The organism is Brevibacterium sp. HMSC24B04 (assembly GCF_001806835.1).
Lineage (GTDB): Bacteria > Actinomycetota > Actinomycetes > Actinomycetales > Brevibacteriaceae > Brevibacterium > Brevibacterium ravenspurgense.
Genome location: NZ_KV786091.1, coordinates 26,478 through 39,652, shown reverse-complemented (window position 1 = coordinate 39,652; position 13,175 = coordinate 26,478). Strand labels below are relative to the sequence as shown.

At 62.4% G+C, this 13,175-nt stretch carries 12 protein-coding genes and 3 tRNA genes; 8 read left to right on the top strand and 7 right to left on the bottom strand.

The annotated features are described in order from the left end of the window. The first annotated feature begins 127 nt into the window (after positions 1 to 127). The 3 genes from metE to HMPREF3092_RS06350 all read left to right on the top strand — a co-directional run bounded on the left by metE (position 128) and on the right by HMPREF3092_RS06350 (position 4,558). Entirely contained in the window at positions 128 to 2,482 is a 2,355-nt protein-coding gene (metE, locus tag HMPREF3092_RS06360; RefSeq protein WP_070424234.1) for a 5-methyltetrahydropteroyltriglutamate--homocysteine S-methyltransferase, read from the top strand. Between the two features lie 66 nt (positions 2,483 to 2,548). Beyond that, positions 2,549 to 3,652, top strand: coding sequence for a magnesium and cobalt transport protein CorA (locus tag HMPREF3092_RS06355; protein WP_070424233.1), 1,104 nt, complete (start codon positions 2,549 to 2,551; stop codon positions 3,650 to 3,652). Further along, the gene (locus HMPREF3092_RS06350) at positions 3,653 to 4,558 is read left to right on the top strand and encodes a uroporphyrinogen decarboxylase/cobalamine-independent methonine synthase family protein (RefSeq protein ID WP_070424232.1); all 906 of its coding nucleotides are present in this window, start codon (positions 3,653 to 3,655) and stop codon (positions 4,556 to 4,558) included. It abuts the gene before it with no gap. A gap of 67 nt (positions 4,559 to 4,625) precedes the next feature. Here the strand turns inward: HMPREF3092_RS06350 and HMPREF3092_RS06345 are convergent, their stop codons facing one another. After that, on the bottom strand, positions 4,626 to 5,324 hold the full coding sequence (locus HMPREF3092_RS06345; protein WP_256174392.1) for an Ltp family lipoprotein: 699 nt from the start codon (positions 5,322 to 5,324) through the stop codon (positions 4,626 to 4,628). Positions 5,325 to 5,482: 158 nt separating this feature from the next. On the opposite strand from HMPREF3092_RS06345, the gene HMPREF3092_RS06340 reads away from it, so the two are divergent. Together HMPREF3092_RS06340 and HMPREF3092_RS06335 are read left to right on the top strand one after the other, a co-directional pair. Beyond that, positions 5,483 to 6,802 (top strand): sensor histidine kinase, encoded by a 1,320-nt coding sequence (locus tag HMPREF3092_RS06340; protein WP_176744994.1) that lies wholly within the window; start codon positions 5,483 to 5,485, stop codon positions 6,800 to 6,802. A gap of 25 nt (positions 6,803 to 6,827) precedes the next feature. Beyond that, complete coding sequence (locus HMPREF3092_RS06335) at positions 6,828 to 7,499, top strand: response regulator transcription factor (protein ID WP_019175868.1); 672 nt, start codon at positions 6,828 to 6,830, stop codon at positions 7,497 to 7,499. 37 nt (positions 7,500 to 7,536) lie between these two features. Here HMPREF3092_RS06335 and HMPREF3092_RS06330 read toward each other — a convergent pair whose 3' ends face one another. From HMPREF3092_RS06330 to HMPREF3092_RS06315, 4 genes are all read right to left on the bottom strand, one after another. Continuing rightward, positions 7,537 to 8,886, bottom strand: a complete 1,350-nt coding sequence (locus HMPREF3092_RS06330) for a sodium/glutamate symporter (RefSeq protein WP_070424231.1) — start codon at positions 8,884 to 8,886, stop codon at positions 7,537 to 7,539. A 297-nt stretch (positions 8,887 to 9,183) separates the two neighbouring features. After that, a tRNA-Phe gene (locus HMPREF3092_RS06325) sits at positions 9,184 to 9,256 on the bottom strand. A gap of 62 nt (positions 9,257 to 9,318) precedes the next feature. Further along, positions 9,319 to 9,392, bottom strand: a tRNA-Asp gene (locus tag HMPREF3092_RS06320). A 32-nt stretch (positions 9,393 to 9,424) separates the two neighbouring features. Further along, positions 9,425 to 9,497, bottom strand: a tRNA-Glu gene (locus HMPREF3092_RS06315). Positions 9,498 to 9,674: 177 nt separating this feature from the next. On the opposite strand from HMPREF3092_RS06315, the gene HMPREF3092_RS06310 reads away from it, so the two are divergent. From HMPREF3092_RS06310 to ybaK, 3 genes are all read left to right on the top strand, one after another. Beyond that, complete coding sequence (locus HMPREF3092_RS06310) at positions 9,675 to 10,028, top strand: metallopeptidase family protein (protein ID WP_019175866.1); 354 nt, start codon at positions 9,675 to 9,677, stop codon at positions 10,026 to 10,028. A 116-nt stretch (positions 10,029 to 10,144) separates the two neighbouring features. Beyond that, on the top strand, positions 10,145 to 10,519 hold the full coding sequence (gene trxA, locus HMPREF3092_RS06305) for a thioredoxin (protein WP_070424230.1): 375 nt from the start codon (positions 10,145 to 10,147) through the stop codon (positions 10,517 to 10,519). A gap of 194 nt (positions 10,520 to 10,713) precedes the next feature. Next, positions 10,714 to 11,202 carry a Cys-tRNA(Pro) deacylase gene (gene ybaK / locus HMPREF3092_RS06300; protein WP_061941627.1) on the top strand — a complete coding sequence of 163 codons (489 nt, stop codon included), beginning with the start codon at positions 10,714 to 10,716 and terminating at the stop codon, positions 11,200 to 11,202. 45 nt (positions 11,203 to 11,247) lie between these two features. Here the strand turns inward: ybaK and HMPREF3092_RS06295 are convergent, their stop codons facing one another. Next, entirely contained in the window at positions 11,248 to 11,919 is a 672-nt protein-coding gene (locus tag HMPREF3092_RS06295; RefSeq protein ID WP_083274291.1) for a YigZ family protein, read from the bottom strand. A 2-nt stretch (positions 11,920 to 11,921) separates the two neighbouring features. Next, positions 11,922 to 13,157 (bottom strand): M20 family metallo-hydrolase, encoded by a 1,236-nt coding sequence (locus HMPREF3092_RS06290; RefSeq protein WP_083274290.1) that lies wholly within the window; start codon positions 13,155 to 13,157, stop codon positions 11,922 to 11,924. Positions 13,158 to 13,175: the final 18 nt, after the last annotated feature.

Below are 13,175 nucleotides of genomic sequence, written 5' to 3'. Positions count from 1 at the left end.
GTGACGGACTGTGATGTCCCGTGACCGCCAGATGACATTACGCGGGAACCGGCAGGCTGATCGTCTTTAGCGTCGAAAGCGAAGGAAGTCGGACCTTGGCTTCCGCTACAGCAACGAGAGGACGCGCATGTCTGACACTGAAACCGCCCGCGCCGCATATCCCGCAGCGACCGTCACCGGCTACCCGCGAATCGGCCCGAACCGCGAACTCAAGAGAGCCCTGGAAGCCCTGTGGTCCGGGAAGATCTCGGCTGGTGAATTTGAAACGGCAGCGCGCTCCCTGCGGTTGGAAACCTACCGACGGCTGGCAGAGCTGGGCCTGAACCAGCCCTACGCTCTGCCAGCCGACTTCGCCGCCTACGATCAGGTTCTTGAAACTGCCGCGGCCGTCGGAGTTCTCGGCAGCAGCGCTGAAGACCTCGACTGGGAAGAGTACTTCGCCCTTGCCCGCGGCACCGATGACCGCCCGGCCCTTGAAATGACCAAGTGGTTCGACACGAACTACCACTACCTTGTTCCGGAAATCGGTCCCGACACCGTTTTCACTCCCCGCCCGCAGCGTGTGACGGCGCTCGTGGAAGAAGCCGCTTCGGCAGGCCACACTGTCCGGCCCGTGCTGGTGGGGCCGGTGACACTGCTGGCCCTGTCGAAGGCCGCTGAAGACCACCCGAACTTCCAGCCCCTGAATCGGTTGGACGACCTGGTGAAGAACTATGCTGCGGTGCTCGCTGCCCTGGCAGAAGCCGGGGTCGAGTGGGTGCAGCTGGATGAACCGGCCCTTGTTGCCGACTTCGACGCCGCTGATGATGCCGAACTGGCGGGTCTCGCCCAATCGGCCTACCGCACCTTGCTCAGTGCAGCGGTCGGCGAGAAGCGCCCGCAGATCGCAGTCACCGCCTCGTACGGTTCGCTGCGGGCCGGCCTCGACGCGCTCGCCTCAGCTGCTCCCGAGGCCCTCACCGTCGACATCTCCAAGCCGACCCTGGAGGCGGACCCGGACTACATCAGCCGGATCACGGCAGCCGTGCCCCAGCAGACGCACCTGGTGGCCGGCATCATCGACGGCCGCAACATCTGGGCGGCAGACTTGACGTCGCAGCTGGAAACCCTGCGCGGCTTCGACCGGCCGGTATCCGTGAGCACCTCGACATCGCTGCTGCACGTGCCCTACACGCTTGAGGGCGAAGTGAACCTCCCCGTCGACGTCGCCGGATGGCTGTCCTTTGCAGAGGAGAAGGTCACGGAAGTCGAAGCGCTCGCGGAAGCGCTCGCGACAGGCAACACGCAGAGCCGTGAAGTTGCTTTCGCGCGTGCTGCACGAGCACAGCGCACCCGCGCCGAATCCGGCCGCACCCACAGTGCTGAGGTGCGCAAGCGCACGGCAGCCTTGCCGGCTGAAGTCAGCCGCGGCGATGTTGATGAGCGCCGTGCCGCGCAGAAAGCCCGCCTGGGTCTGCCTGATCTGCCCACAACCACAATCGGCTCCTTCCCGCAGACCGACGACGTCCGCAAAGCTCGTGCGGCTTTCCGTGCCGGCAGGATTGACGAGGCTGAATACACCGACACCATGCGGGCCGAAATCAAACGTGTTGTCGACCTGCAGGAAGACATCGGCTTGGACGTCATTGTCCACGGTGAACCCGAACGCAACGACATGGTCCAGTACTTCGCGGAAAACCTCGAAGGCTTCGCCACAACCGCCAACGGCTGGGTCCAGTCCTACGGCAGCCGCTGTACCCGCCCGCCGATCCTGTTCGGCGATGTCAGCCGCGCCGAGCCGATCACCGTCCCGTGGTCCACCTATGCGGCAAGCCTGACCGACAAACCCGTCAAGGGCATGCTCACCGGGCCGGTGACGATTCTTGCGTGGTCGTTTGTGCGCGACGACGAACCGCTCAGCGTCCCCGCCGACCAGATTGCGCTCGCCCTGGCCGATGAAGTCAGCGACCTTGAAGACGCGGGCATCCCGATCATCCAGATTGACGAACCCGCTCTGCGCGAACTTCTGCCGCTGCGTGAAGATCGCCGCGCCGAATACCTCCGGTGGGCTGTGCGCGCCTTCCGCCTGTGTGCCGTGGACGCTCGCGTGGACACGCAGATCCACACTCACCTGTGCTATTCCGAGTTCGGACAGGTGATCACCGCAATTCAGGCTCTCGATGCCGATGTCACCTCGATCGAGGCAGCACGTTCCCGCATGGAGCTGCTGGATGCTCTTGACGAGGGATTCCACGCTGAAATCGGTCCGGGAGTGTGGGACATCCACTCGCCGCGCGTGCCGTCGATGGCCGAACTGGAGGACCTGCTGGGAGCGGCATTGAAGTCGATTGGCCCGGACCGCCTGTGGGTCAATCCGGACTGCGGTCTGAAGACCCGCGGCTACCGAGAGACCGAGGCGTCGCTGCGCAATCTGGTGCACGCCCGTGCCGCTCTGCTGAGCAGACGAGAGAGCGCTGGTGAGGCTGTTGCGGCGCATGTTTGATCACACGCGGACGACAGCCATCTGAGCTGAAGCGGGTCGGCGGCCCGTGCGTGTGAGAATAAGAGCATGGCTCCTGCTCACAACTCCAGCCCCGGCCGTCGGCTTCTGTTTCCCCGCGTTGCGGGGCGCGGCCGTGAGAAACCGGTTGCGCCCACACCCGTGCGGCACAACATCCGGGGAGTGTCGTTCGACAAGTTCGGTCTGCGCTCGATCGACATGGAGCACGAGATCACGGCGATCGACAAGCTTGCGCACAAGCATGAAGACCGCGTGGTCACCTTCGCCGTTGACCGTCCCACCCCGGCACAGCTGAGCGAACTCGAGGACGTGTGGGACCTGCACCCTCTGCTGGTGGAAGACCTCGAAGCGAAAGAACAGCGTGCCAAGGTCGAACGCTACGGCGATGTTCTGTTCGTCGTGGTCAACTCGGTTGTCTACCGGGACTCAAAAGAAGACATCGACATCGGCGAAATCCACGTGCTCATGCGGGGCAATCAGGTAGCGATCCTGTGCCAGAACCAGGCGGCAGCCGAAGCGTGGCACAGCCGTTCGGCCCGGTTCATTGAGCGCTGGTCCGAACAGGACAGCCTCTTGGACCATGGGCCAGAGGCGGTCATTCACGCTCTCCTGGACTCCCTCGTCGATGATTATCCTCCGGTTCTGCGGGGACTGGAACTGGACAAAGAACAGATTGAGCGTCAGGTGTTCTCCGGTGACCCGGCGGTTGCCGAGCGCATCTACCGCCTGTCGCGCGAGGTCATTGAACTGCAGCAGGCGTCGTCATCGATGATGGGCGTGATCCGCCGGCTGCTCATCGGCATCACGCGCCACGGCTACGGAAAAGACGAAGAGCTTCAGACGTATCTGGAAGACGTGTCTGACAACCTCGCAACCGTCATTCCGGATATTTCCGAACTGCGGGATGCGCTCAACCAGATTCTGCAGGTCAATTCGACTCTCGTTTCGCAGCGTCAGAACGACGACATGAAGAAGATCTCCGGCTGGGCCGCCATTCTCTTCGCACCGACGCTCATCGGTGCGATCTACGGCATGAACTTCACAAACATGCCGGAGCTGAGCTGGCCGTTGGGCTATCCCATGGCGATCGGCGCAATGGTCGCCTTGGCCGTGGTTCTGTACCTGGTGTTCAAGAAAAAGGGCTGGATGTAAGTGGATTTCGCTCGTGCTTTTCCCGCCGCGACGACACTGTCTGTTCCGCGGGAGCTCCTTGCCGACATTCGCGATGAGCGGGTGGCAGCGCTCCGTGCCGGCGGCATTGACGAAGCAGAATACGAATCCGACATGCGCGCAGCCCGGCTGTCGGCCTACCGCCAGCTGGCGGATGACGGGCTGTATGAACCGCATGCGATTCCGGCTGACTTCGCCCACGGTTCGGTGGTGGTCTCGACCGCGATTGTGCTGGGGCTAGTGGGCGGTTCGAGTTCCCATGTGAGCCTGCGGGCCGAGCTTGATTTTGAAGCACCCGGGAGGCTGATCGGTTCCGAGGCGCCTGTTGCCGGGCCCGTGCGTCCGGGACGGCTGTTTGATCTGCGGGCCGAAGCGCACGATGAAGAAGGCCTCGACGTCCGCCCGGTTCTTGCCGGTCCGGCCTCTGTTCTCCGGGCTTTCGCCCCGGGAATTGCCGATGATGCAGCCGGGCAGGCGTGGGTGGATGTATTGGCTTCCGCTTACTCCGAAGTTTTTCGCCAACTGGCTGCCAATGGAGCAGTGTGGGTGCAGATCGACGACCGGCTCGGTGAACCCGGTCAGCCAGGTGACGCTGTTGGTCACCTTGCCAGCCGGGTGTGGGAGCACATTGCGGCTGCCGAGGCGGATGCTGCCCGCCCGCGCATCTTCGCCGTGGGTGCCCCGCAGGGGACGGCCGTCGAGGCGGTTCTCGTTGAAACCGCCGAAGAGGCCGATCAGTGCACGGAGGCCAAAGCGGTGCTCGACCTGGGCGATGACCCCGAGGCCGCAACGGCTGCGCTGATTGAGGTCGGCGCGCAGTTCCGCACCGCAGTTGCAGGAACAGCCGAAGAAGCACGAGCAGCTGTCCTCCGCCTCTTCATGGGATAGGGGAGAGGGGTGTGAAAGCCCGGCGGAATATCCGCCGGGCTTTGCCCTGAGTCACGCTGACGAATGATTATTCCGGCAGGTGTTCCATTGCGTAGTCAGCTTCTTCTTCGGTGAACTGCTCACCGTATTCGCTGACGAGCTGTTCGCGAATAGCATCTCGCGACATGTTCATCGTGTCCTGGTAGTTCTCCGCTGTCTTCAGCGCATTCTCTTTCCAGTCTGCTTCAACATTGTCGATTGCGTATTGAGCCGCGTCCTTCGGGAAACTCTCACCGTGTTCACTCACGAGCTGATCGTAGATTCCCTTTTTGCTCATGTGCAGTGTGTCGGCGTAGGTCTGTGCACTGGCGAGAGCTGCCTTGAACTCACGGGAAACGTCCGGGTCGTCAGCTTTGTCGTCGTCCTTTGCGGAGCTTCCCTCTGCTTCCTTCTTCGGTTTGTCTTCTGACTTCTCCGGTTTGTCCGCCGAGCTCTGGCTCTGCTCCGCAGGTGCGTCAGTGCCCGCCTGCCCATCGTCTGATGCGGCGGCCATGATGCCGACCACGACGACAAAACCGATAATCAGCCAGAACCACCAGCGTTTGAAAATCGACTTGCGCGGTGGTTTCTGTGCCGGAGGCATCGGCATTGGCATCGGAGGCTGTGAATACGCGTTGGGCGGGGGTCCCTGCGGTCCGGCCTGCCCGTAGGGACCGGTCGGCCCCTGCGGTCCGGCCTGCCCGTAGGGACCGGCCTGCCCGTGTGGCGGAGGTGTGTTCATTGACATGGTGATTCCTTCGAGTGTGATTGCCAGTGAAGCTCACAGTAAGAACGACGCCCTGGTGTGCACATCGCCCATCCGGGTGGATTGCCTGACCAAAAGGATGAGGGGTGCCGGCTGGGCGGCGGATCCCCTGAGCCCAGATGCGCGATTACGATTCCCTTATGCTCTCCCGCTCTGTTTCCCTGGTGCTCAACGTTGCCGTGTCTTTCGTGCTTTTTGCCGTCGGCGTGTTGTTCTCGCTCATCGCATCATCCGCGGCTCCGTTTGCAACCCGGGACGGCCAGCCCACAGAAACGGCAGCTGTGGCGAGCATGGTGGCTGCTGTCTTCTGGCTGACGGTGTTTTTCCGCCGCCGAGCGCCGCTCGTTCCCTTCATCGCCGGAGCTCTTCTGGCTCTGGGCTGGGCTGACTGTGTGCTTCTGCTTGTGGCAGTGTTTCATCTGGTCAGCCGCAGCCCGCGGCGTATTGCGGTCATAACCGCCGTAATCGGCGGAGGTCTGACGGTCGCTGGGGCGCTGAGGCTCAGTCTGGGGGATCCGCGTTCTTCTCCCTTTGGAGTCATCCTGCTCGACACATCGGAGTATGTCTTCGTCAGTGACGAGCGCGCAGCGGAAATCATCATCCTGACATGCGCAGCAACTGCGCTGGGTCTCTTCTTCAGCGTCGGTGGGGGCATGCTCGTGCGCCAAATGCGGCGTGCCCAAAGGGCCGAAAGCCGCGCTGAAGTCGAAGGCGACAAAAATGCCCTGCTGGCAGCCGAAGTCGCCCGCCAATCAGAGCGTCAGGCACTGGCCCGCGAACTGCACGACACACTTTCTAATCGTCTGTCGGTTCTGTCCCTGCACGCTGGGGCGCTGGAAGTCGGAGACGACCCCAAAGCCAAGCAGAGCGCACAGGCGCTGCGCTCGCAGGCTCACGCGGCTCTGGAAGATCTGCGCGGAGTCATCGAAGGCGTCCGAACAGTTGACATTCAACCGGCTGCCGCCTCGGTGGCGGAAGCCGGCCTCGATGGAATTCCGGCCCTCATCGATTCAGCGGCGCAAGCCGGAGTGTCAGTCTTTCCGTACGTGGTTCTGCGCGCCGTCGACAGTTTTCCCCGCGTGACGGGGCTTGCTGCATATCGGATTGTGCAGGAATCGCTGACAAACGCCATGAAGCACGCCCCCGGGCAGCCCATCAGGCTGAGCGTTCGGTCTGCCGCCCACGAGGGGGTGCGACTGCGGATCGTCAACACGCTGCCGGAGGCTGTCGGCGGGGAGCGTCAGCAGCGCAATGCCCGCGGTGTCGTCGATCTCGACGTGCACGGTGGTGAAGACGCTGTTCGTGCGGCAGTAGCTGACTCCCTAGCACCGACGGGCTCTGGTGCAGGGATTGAGGGAATGCGCACACGGGCGGAAGCTGTCGGCGGCAGCTGCGAGGCAGGTGTGCATGACGGGGAGTTCGTCGTGGATGCCTTTTTGCCGCCCGCTGCGGAAGCGTGAAAACCTCTCCGAATAGAGTGTGAGCATGCCGTCTGCAGCTGCCCCGATCCGCGTGATGATCGTCGACGACGATGCCATGGTCCTCACGGGTCTTGACCGTATTCTCAGCACCCCCGGTGATATTGAGGTTGTTGCAGCCGCACGTTCAGGCGAAGATGCGATCGAGAAGGCGCATAAGCATTTCCCCGATGTTGTCCTCATGGACTTGTCGATGCCGGGAATCGGCGGTGTTGAGGCGATCCGTAGCCTGCGCAACGGACTGCGGCCGCCCACGGTGTTGGCGCTCACCGGCTTTGACACCGAAAACTATCTGCTGCAGTCTCTGGAAGCCGGTGCCGTGGGCTTTCTGCTCAAAGACATCGGGCCGGAAGAGCTTATTGACACCGTTCGCCGAGCGCATCTGGGTCAGCCTGTGTTTTCCCCGCAGGCTGTGCGGCGGCTGATGTCCATGGCGGTTGAAAACCCAGACCGCGCGGCACAGAAAGACGCGTGGGAAAAGATGAACACGCTGACCGAGAAGGAGCGCGAAGTTGCGCTTCACCTGCACGCCGGGTTGACGAACAGCGAAATCGCCGCGGCGATGTATGTTGGCGAATCAACCGTGAAAACCCACCTCAATCGAGTCCTGCTGAAACTCGACTGCGAAAGCCGCACCTCGGCGGCCGTTCTAGTAGAACGCGCCCGTCACCATCGGTGACGGGCGCGTTCCAGCGGCTATACGGCAGTGAGCTCAGCTATGCGGCGGCTGGTGTTGCTGAGCGGCTGCGCACGGTGACTATCACCAAGACGACGGCGGCTGCAGCGGCAATACCGCCCCAAATGCCGAGAATCGGCCAGGCCAAACCAGCCATGGCAAGTGCGGGAACGAACGTTACAGCCGTGATTTCGGCCGGTACCACCGGAATGTAGGCGATTGCGAAGTCTTCCAGCGTTCCTGATTTCAGCTTGGGGTCGACAATGCGCAGCAGAGCGATTGCCGTGTTGACGGCACCGGTTGCCCAACCCCACGTGAAGATCTGCTTTTCGAACCAGCCGTCCTGCAGTGTGCGGGGCGCGACCAGTAGACCCAGACCCAGGCAGAACACCAGGCCGACGACGAACAGAAGCGACATCACCAGGAGGTTGTCGGCGACAGCCTGCAGCTGAATGGAGGCAATACCGCAGACCACGAGGATGTCGGTGGCGGAACCGGAAATCGAGCTCAGCGTGTCACGGTCCACGAACTTGGTGGTGCGGGTCGCCTTGAACAGACCTCGCACAAGCAGTCCCACCAGGAAGGCGACCGTGAAGGTGGGGAAGCTGACAGCGGGGAACCAGTTGCCCAGCAGGGTCGTCACACCGTAAGCAGCACCTGCGATTGCGAGGATGATGCCCACCTGGAAGCCCAGGGACTCAATGCTCGAACCGGAGAAGCGGTGCTGGCCAATGGGTGCGCGGCGATCTTCGCCGGTCAGCACACCGGTGCGCATGTCTTCCGGAATGGACTCCATGCCGGCGAATTCCTTGACGTGACCGCGCATCGCACCGATCTTCGCCTGGATGATGCCGCCGATGATGCCTGCGAGCAGGCCGACGGTGGCCGAGGTGAAGGCCAAGGAGCGGAGCTCTTCGTGTCCGGCGTTCGCGTACACATCGCCGAGGGCGGCCGCGGTGCCGAAGCCGCCGGCCCAGCCGGCGAACAGCAGGGTGCCGATTGTCAGGTCAGCGCCGAAAAGCGGGCCCAGAAGCAGAACAACGGCAAGAATGCCGACCGCAACCTGGGCGGTGTAGATGAGCACTCCGTAAGCCGAAAAGCTCACGATGGGGCCCTTGATCTTGCGGAAGTCGAAGTCATCCGACATGGCCAGACACGCAAACACGACGACGATCAGCACGGACGCGTAGGTGCCCAGTTCTTCGGAGAACGGCAGCAGGCCGAACCCGTTGGGTCCCAGGGCCAAACCGAGGAAGCCGGCAATGAATGACGCTGGAATGAGGAGTGATTGGAGTGACTTCATGATTGCGCGCAAGAGCACGCCGACGGCGAGGAGGGCTCCGATCATTCCCGCATCTATGAGGAGAGTCCACGGAGTGAATTCAGACATTGGGTTCCTTCCGGCTCAGGTTTGCCGCGTCTTTGCGAACTGCAACAGGAGTCAGAGCAGTGATTGGCAACACAGAGTTCTCTCAGGAAGTTTAACGTGTCACAGTGAAACTCGCGCTCAATTCGGATTTCGGTCCGGTTTCGATGTGCTGTGCTCGTACCGAGCCGGTGGTCCAGGTTCGGGTACGAGGTGCCGCCCTGTTCGCTGCGGAATCTCATCTTGGCAGGGGAGAGAACCGGGCAGGGGAACGTGAAGAGGCCCTGCTCCCCAAACGGGGTGCAGGGCCTCTTGTGGTTGTGGCTCCGACCGGCGTCGATCCGGTGACCTTTCGATTTTCAGTCGAACGCTCTACCAACTGAGCTACAGAGCCATCAACTGTCAGGCAGTTGATAGAACAAAGGCTCTTCTGAAGCAGAAGAGCCTTGTGCTCCGCGACCCTGACGGGACTTGAACCCGCGACCTCCGCCGTGACAGGGCGGCGCGCTGACCAACTGCGCCACAGGGCCTTATTCTTTTAGGTCGAAACTGAAGTTTCGAGTACCCCCAACGGGATTCGAACCCGTGTCGCCGCCGTGAAAGGGCGGAATCCTAGGCCGCTAGACGATGGGGGCCTGGTGTTTCTGACCGCTTTCGCGGTGAGCAACAGAGATAACTATATAGGCCGCTCTGAGAGAATGCAAAACCGAGTGGAGATCTGCTGAGTGACCTTTGCCACTGTGGCTTATCCGTGTCTTCCCGGCCCTGGGCGGACGCCCGGTGCAGACTTAGACTGGATTGTGGAGGGAAGCGTGGAGAAGAGCATTTCGGACGACGAGTTCAACGAGGTTGTCGAACTTGCGCTCAGCGACCTTCCGGATGAGCTGCGCGAAGCCATGGACAACGTCGTCATCTTCATCGAGGACGACGCCCCGGAAGACGAACCTGACCTGCTGGGGCTCTACGAGGGCATAGCGCTCACAGAGCGCGACTCGGCTTATGGCTTCGTTCCGCCGGACACCATCAGCCTGTATAAGAACAATCTCATCGACTTTGCTTTGGACGACGACGATCTGCGCGACCAGATCTACGTCACCGTCATCCACGAAATCGCCCACCACTTCGGAATCGACGACGATCGCCTGCACGAACTCGGCTGGGCCTGAACTTCCCGGCTCGGGCCCACTGGCGTGGGCCGGAACAACCCTGGAATGAACGGGCCCGGTGTGTACGTTGTGCAGGCAGAAACCCACAGCAGAGACGTATAACAAGGAGGACTGCCATGGCCACCATCGACCTGACAGCAGAAAAGTTCGAAGAGACCGTCCTGACCGACGGCATTGTGCTTCTTGACTTCTGGGCATCCTGGTGCGGCCCCTGCCGCCAGTTCGCGCCGGTCTACGACAAAGCCTCGGAAAAGCACACCGACGTGACCTTTGCAAAAGTCAATACGGAAGAAGAACAGCAGCTGGCCGCGCAGGCTGGGATCACCTCGATCCCCACGCTCATGGCCTTCCGCGACGGAGTGCTCGTGTTCCGCCAGGCCGGTGCCCTGCCCGGTTCGGCCCTTGACGACCTCATCGGCCAGATCAAAGACCTCGACATGGACGAAGTCCGCCGCACCATTGCAGAAGCCGAAGCAGAAGAGCAGAACTAACGCAGACTCCTCCCATACACAACGCTCACGAGGTGGTGCGCACCCGGGTGCGCACCACCTCGTGCGTTTGACGGCAGGGGAGAGCGGGAGTGAGCGAATCATCGCGAATTGGTACGAGGGAGCGGGTTTTCATATGGTGGACGGCAGACCAAACGGATAAGAGCCCGCACGCCCGCCGTGCAGGAGGAAGACGCGTGAAGACCCAGACCGCATCGACAACCGCACTCAAAGTGCTCAACGTCAAGGGAGTTTCCTACTCCCTGCACGAATTCGAGCACGATCCGGCGGCCCGCCGCTACGGAACAGAAGCGGCGGACAAACTGGGAGTCGAATACGGGAGGGTTTTCAAAACCCTGATGATCCTCGTCGACGGGAAACCGGTGATCGCACTGGTGCCGGTATCGGGACAGCTCGACCTGAAAGCCGCGGCGAGTGCAGCCGGCGGTCGCAAAGCCCAGCTGGCGGGAGTGGCGGAAACTGAACGCCGCACCGGATTCACCACCGGGGGAGTGAGCCCGTTCGGGCAGCGCCGTCAGCACCCCGTCATTGCCGACAGGACAATCTCCGATTATGCGACGGTTTTCGTCTCTGCGGGCAAACGCGGCCTGCAGGTGGAAATGCAGCCCGAAGACATCGTGTCGCTCACCCAGGCCAAGATCGGCCGAATCGCAACACTCGACTGACTGAAATCCTGGGACGGCTTCTTTTAGGCCCAGCCCCGCCGTCCGCTACACGTAGCGGGGTGTGCCGATGATCGGCTGTGCAGAACCGGCGCTGATGTCAGCCAGCATGCGCGCGTAGTCATCGACATCGTCCGCAGGAACTCCCGCGTGCATCGTGACATCCGCTGCGTATTCGGCATCGATGATCTTCCACCCGCGCTGCTCTGCGCGTGCTCGCACGGTGTCTGCCGTTGAATAGTCCAAGCGTGCGCTGACCGGGACAATGAGACTGCGGGTGATGATCTTTGCCTGCGCAAGAGCTTCAGAGGCGGCAGAACCGTATGCGCGGACAAGCCCGCCCGCTCCCAGCAGAACCCCGCCGAAATAGCGGGTCACAACTGCAACAACATCCGTCAGGCCGCTGCCGCTCAGAACATCGAGGATCGGTGCTCCCGCGGTTCCCGCAGGTTCGCCGTCGTCGTTAGAGCGCTGCGTGCGAGCGTCCGGGCCCAGCACGTAGGCGGTGCACCAGTGGCGGGCTTTCGGGTGCAGCTGCTTCTGTTCGTCGATGATCCGCCGGGCCTCTTCTTCCGTGGCTGCCGGGGCGATGACGCCGATGAACTCGGACTTTTTGATCTCCAGCGTCGCCTCGCCGGCACCCGCAACAGTGCGGAAGGCTTCCACGGGGAATTCCGCGAGAGCCTCCCGCAGCTGTGCGGCAGAGTCTTCAGCGTTCACGCTCAGTCGAGAGCCCCGTCGGCCATGCGACGGACAACCTCGGTGAAGTGTTCGACACCGGCGACCATGTCTTCGTCGGTGGTGAACTCCTCTTCGTTGTGGCTGACGCCCTCAACGGAGGGCACGAACAGCATGACGGTCGGCACGATGTCCTTCATGTTCGTTGAGTCGTGGCCGGCGACGGTCATGATGTTCATGTGCGACAGGCCCAGGTCTTCGGCTGCCTGACGGCTGAGCTCGACACCGGATTCGTGGTAGGCCTGCTTATCCCAAGCGTGCGCCGTGCCCTCTTCAATGCGGACCGCTGCGGTCTCTTCGATCTGTTTGATGCGCTCCTTGAGCTTGGCATCGGCCTGTTCGACCTTTTCCTGGCTGGGGGAGCGGAAGTCCATGTGCATGCGCACCTCGCTGGGCACCACGACCGGCGAGTTCGGCAGGACGACCATCTGCCCGACCGAGGAGTGGATGCCGAACTCAACGGCGATTTCGCGTGCCGCAATCACCAGGTGCGACGCGCCCAGCAGGGCATCGTGGCGGTCGGCAATGACAGTTGAGCCGGTGTGGGCCTGCTCGCCGTGGACGATCAGGTGGTACTTGTGGGCGGCCCACGTGGCCTCCACGAGCCCGATCTGCTTTCCGGCATCCTCCATGAGGCGGCCCTGCTCCACGTGGATCTCACCGTAGGCGGCGGCCTCCGGACCGTCGCCCGTACCGAGGTAGCCGCCGGCGCGCAGGGCATCTTCGACTGACGTTCCGTCGAGGTCTTCTGTTTTGAGCACGGTGTCGGCGTCGAGTTTGCCGGTGTAGACGCCCGAGCCCATCATCGACGGTTCGAAGCGCGAGCCCTCTTCGTTGAACCAGTTGACCACGCCGATGTTGTACTTCGGGGTGGTTCCCGCAGCCTTGTGGGCTTCAACCACGCGGTGGGCGGCGTGCGCTGCCGCAAGCACACCGTAGGCGCCGTCGAAGCGACCGGCGGTCGGCTGGGAGTCCATGTGCGAACCGAACAGGACGAACGGCGCATCAGGGGTGAAGCGGTACAGGCCGAACTGGTTTCCGACCCTGTCGACTTCAACGCTGAAGCCGCGCTCTTTCAGCCAGCCGCCAAGCCAGTTGCGCTGGTCGACGTCGGCTTCGGTCATTGCCTCCCGGTCCACACCGCCGCGGGCGGTCTGCCCGAAGCTGCTCATGGTGGCGAAGTCTGTGAGGAATTCCTGGGCGTGCGCGTCTGTGGACACTGCAGCTCCTTTCATGCT

Bases quoted from the DNA above. Each gene is read 5' to 3' on its own strand.
- metE (WP_070424234.1), top strand. From the start codon at position 128: ATGTCTGACACTGAAACCGCCCGCGCCGCATATCCCGCAGCGACCGTC.
- HMPREF3092_RS06355 (WP_070424233.1), top strand. From the start codon at position 2,549: ATGGCTCCTGCTCACAACTCCAGCCCCGGCCGTCGGCTTCTGTTTCCC.
- HMPREF3092_RS06345 (WP_256174392.1), bottom strand. From the start codon at position 5,324: ATGTCAATGAACACACCTCCGCCACACGGGCAGGCCGGTCCCTACGGG.
- HMPREF3092_RS06340 (WP_176744994.1), top strand. From the start codon at position 5,483: ATGCTCTCCCGCTCTGTTTCCCTGGTGCTCAACGTTGCCGTGTCTTTC.
- HMPREF3092_RS06335 (WP_019175868.1), top strand. From the start codon at position 6,828: ATGCCGTCTGCAGCTGCCCCGATCCGCGTGATGATCGTCGACGACGAT.
- HMPREF3092_RS06330 (WP_070424231.1), bottom strand. From the start codon at position 8,886: ATGTCTGAATTCACTCCGTGGACTCTCCTCATAGATGCGGGAATGATC.
- trxA (WP_070424230.1), top strand. From the start codon at position 10,145: ATGGCCACCATCGACCTGACAGCAGAAAAGTTCGAAGAGACCGTCCTG.